The 3,567-nt window shown below is 73.5% G+C and carries 3 protein-coding genes; 1 reads left to right on the top strand and 2 read right to left on the bottom strand.

The features are described 5' to 3' along the window. Nucleotides 1–42: 42 nt before the first annotated feature. A complete protein-coding gene (locus ACFU7Z_RS37705; protein ID WP_380782613.1) occupies nt 43–942 on the bottom strand; it encodes a hypothetical protein in 900 nt (299 codons plus the stop codon). 66 nt (nt 943–1,008) lie between these two features. After that, nucleotides 1,009–1,290, bottom strand: coding sequence for a metal-sensitive transcriptional regulator (locus tag ACFU7Z_RS37700; protein WP_049651130.1), 282 nt, complete (start codon nt 1,288–1,290; stop codon nt 1,009–1,011). 302 nt (nt 1,291–1,592) lie between these two features. On the opposite strand from ACFU7Z_RS37700, the gene ACFU7Z_RS37695 reads away from it, so the two are divergent. Then, on the top strand, nt 1,593–3,567 hold a 1,975-nt coding region (locus tag ACFU7Z_RS37695; protein ID WP_380782611.1), incomplete at its 3' end, for a heavy metal translocating P-type ATPase.

Here is a 3,567-nt window from a genome sequence, read left to right as displayed (position 1 = left end):
ATCCCTCCGTGGGATCGCCCGGCACCTTTCGTACGGGCCCGCTCAGTGCTGGTGGCCGGCCGGGGCGGCGGCGCCTTCCGTCGTCACGGTGAAGGCCGCCGTGCGGACGGTGTCCTGGTGCTTGAAGTCCAGGAAGAGGCGGTAGCTGCCGGGGCTCGGGGCGGTGGCGGTGAAGCCGATCTCCGGGCCCGGGGTGCCGGTGTCCGGGTGGACGTGCAGGTAGGCGAGGTCGCCGGCGCGCAGGGCGACGAGGTGGCCGTACGCGCCGAGGTAGGGCTGGAGGTCGGTGACCGGCCGGCCGTCCTTGCTGACGGTGAGGGTGAGCGTGCCGCTGCGCCCGGGCGTGAGGTCGCCGCCGAGGGTGACGGTGTAGCCGTCGACGGTGACGGTCCGTCCGGTCTCCGGCAGCGGGGCGGGCCGTAGGTCGCCCGCGGCGTGCAGGTCGGCGCCGAGGGTGAGTCCCTCGCTGGCCCCGGCCGGGGTGAAGTCCGCGAAGACCCGGTACTCCCCGGCGGCGGGGACGGCGGTCTGGGCGCTCCAGGTGCCGTCGGCGGCGAGGGTCGGGTGCAGGTGCTGGAAGGTCGACAGGTCGCGCGGGGCGACGATCAGGTGCAGGTCCTTCTCGTGCTGCTGCTGGTAGGCGGTGACGGGCTTGCCGTCCGTGCCGAGGATGCGGAAGCGCAGGTCGGTGGGGGAGCCGGCGGTCACGAACGGGTTCTCGACGCTGAGCGTGTAGCCGCGTTCGGAGACCTGCAGTCCGCCGGGCAGGTGCTCGGCGCCGCCGTCCGTCGGCTCCTCGCCGTGCCCGGCGTGCCCGCCGTGCGCGGTGGTGGCGGGCTTGGGGGAGGGGCCGTTACCGGTGGCGTGGCCGACGCCGAGGGCGAGGCCGAAGGAGGCGGCGAGTCCGGCGGTGAAGGCGGTGATGCGCAGCGGGGTGTTCATGGCGGCGTTTCTCCTCGTGATGCGGGACGGCAGGACGGCAGGACAGAAGGGGGGCGGGCCGGGCGCTCAGGCCCGCATGAGCCGGGCGATGGCCTGGGTGGCCTCGGCGACCTTGGCGTCCGCCTCGGCCCCGCCGCCCGCGATGGCGTCGTGGACGCAGTGGGCGAGGTGGGAGTCGAGCAGCTGCAGCGCCACGGACTGGAGGGCCTTGGTGGCGGCGGAGACCTGGGTGAGCGTGTCGATGCAGTAGGTGTCGGTGTCGACCATGCGCTGGAGGCCGCGGATCTGGCCCTCGACACGGCGCAGGCGGCGCAGGAGCTGGTCCTTGTCGTTGTGGTAGCCGGCCATGGGGTCCTCCTCGGGTTCCGGCGGGGGGGCGATGCGACGTGATGCGACTCGATGCGGTTCGACGCGCCTTGGTGCGGCTCGATGCGGCTCGATGCGGCTCGATGCCCACGAGTGAATACCCCATGGGGGTATCAAGTCAAGCGGTCTCCGCCCCTCCAAAAATACGGGCAGGGGGTATCCGTCAGGTCTTGCGGACGATACCCCTCAGGGGTATAAATGAACCCGGCACCGCCCGATACCCCCCATGGGTACGAGGGCCCGGCCGCCGAACGTACCGCACGACGACGTCACGAGGAGCGACGATGACTACGCAGGCACCCGCCTCAGCGGAGGTGGAACTCTCGATCGGCGGCATGACGTGCGCCTCCTGCGCGGCCCGGATCGAGAAGAAGCTCAACCGGATGGACGGGGTCACGGCCAGCGTCAACTACGCCACGGAGAAGGCGAAGGTCTCCTTCGAGGGCGGGGTCGAGGTCGCCGACCTGATCGCCACCGTCGAGGCCACCGGCTACACCGCCGCGCTGCCCAAGCCCCCGGCCGCGGAAGGGGGTTCGGGCGCCGGGCAGGCCGAGCCGGCCGACGAGCTGGCCCCGCTGCGCCAGCGGTTGTTCACCGCCGTGGCGCTCGCGGTGCCGGTGATCGCGATGGCGATGGTGCCGGCCCTCCAGTTCGACAACTGGCAGTGGCTGTCGCTGACCCTCGCCGCACCGGTCGTCACCTACGCCGCCTGGCCGTTCCACCGGGCCGCGTTCACCAACGCCCGGCACGGCGCCGCGACCATGGACACCCTGGTCTCGCTCGGCACCACCGCCGCGTTCCTCTGGTCGCTGTGGGCGCTGTTCTTCGGCGATGCCGGGATGCCGGGCATGCGGCACGGCTTCGAGTTCACCATCGCCCGCGGTGACGGCTCGTCCAACATCTACCTGGAGGCGGCGGCCGGCGTCACCGCCTTCATCCTGGCCGGCCGCTACTTCGAGGCGCGCTCCAAGCGCACCGCCGGGGCCGCGCTCAAGGCGCTGCTGGAACTGGGCGCCAAGGACGTGACGGTGCTGCGCGGCGGGGCCGAGGTGCGCATCCCGATCGCCGACCTCGCCGTGGGCGACCGCTTCGTGGTCCGGCCGGGCGAGAAGATCGCCACCGACGGCACGGTGGTCGAGGGTGCCTCGGCGGTGGACGCCTCGATGCTGACCGGCGAGTCCGTCCCGGTCGAGGTCGGGGTCGGCGACAACGTCACCGGCGCCACCGTCAACGCGGGCGGCCGGCTGGTGGTCGAGGCCACCCGGGTCGGTGCCGACACCCAGCTGTCCCGGATGGCCCGGCTGGTCGAGGAGGCGCAGAACGGCAAGGCCGCCGCCCAGCGCCTCGCGGACCGGATCTCCGCGGTCTTCGTCCCGATCGTGATCACCCTCGCGGTGGCCACCCTCGGCTACTGGCTGGGCACCGGCGAAGGCTGGACCGCCGCCTTCACCGCGGCCGTTGCCGTGCTGATCATCGCCTGCCCGTGCGCCCTCGGCCTGGCCACCCCGACCGCCCTGCTGGTCGGCACCGGCCGCGGCGCCCAGCTGGGCGTCCTGATCAAGGGCCCGGAGGTCCTGGAGTCCACCCGCAAGGTCGACACCATCGTCCTGGACAAGACCGGCACCGTCACCACCGGCCAGATGACCCTGCTCGCCGTGCACACCGCCAGCGGCGTGGACCGGGCCGAGGTGCTGCGCCTGGCCGGCGCCCTGGAGCACGCCTCCGAGCACCCGATCGCCCGGGCGATCGCCACCGCCGCCGCCAAGGCCGGCGAACTGCCCGCCGTCGAGGGCTTCGAGAACGTCCCGGGCCTGGGCGTCCAGGGCGTGGTGGACGGCCACGCCGTGGTGGCCGGCCGGGAGGCCCTGCTGAACGAGTGGTCGCAGTACCTGCCCGAGGCGCTGGCCGAGGCCAAGCGCACCGCCGAGGCGGCCGGCCGCACCGCGATCGCGGTCGGCTGGGACGGCGAGGCCCGGGCCGTGCTGGAGGTCGCCGACGCGGTCAAGCCGACCAGCGCCGAGGCCATCGGCAGGCTGCGCGCCCTGGGCCTGACCCCGGTGCTGCTCACCGGCGACAACCGGCTGGTCGCCGAGGCCGTCGCGGCCGAGGTCGGCATCGGGCCGGAGCACGTGATCGCCGAGGTCATGCCGCAGGACAAGGTCGACACCGTCAAGCGGCTGCAGGCCGAGGGCAAGGTCGTCGCGATGGTCGGCGACGGCGTCAACGACGCGGCCGCGCTCGCCCAGGCCGACCTGGGCC

It is taken from the genome of Kitasatospora sp. NPDC057518, assembly GCF_042802075.1.
Lineage (GTDB): Bacteria > Actinomycetota > Actinomycetes > Streptomycetales > Streptomycetaceae > Kitasatospora.
The sequence above is the reverse complement of the archived record's forward strand: the minus strand, read 5'-3'. Positions and strand labels throughout refer to the sequence as shown.

What these genes read in the sequence shown, in the direction of transcription:
- ACFU7Z_RS37700 (WP_049651130.1), bottom strand. Translation starts at nt 1,290, where the DNA reads ATGGCCGGCTACCACAACGACAAGGACCAGCTCCTGCGCCGCCTGCGC.
- ACFU7Z_RS37705 (WP_380782613.1), bottom strand. Translation starts at nt 942, where the DNA reads ATGAACACCCCGCTGCGCATCACCGCCTTCACCGCCGGACTCGCCGCC.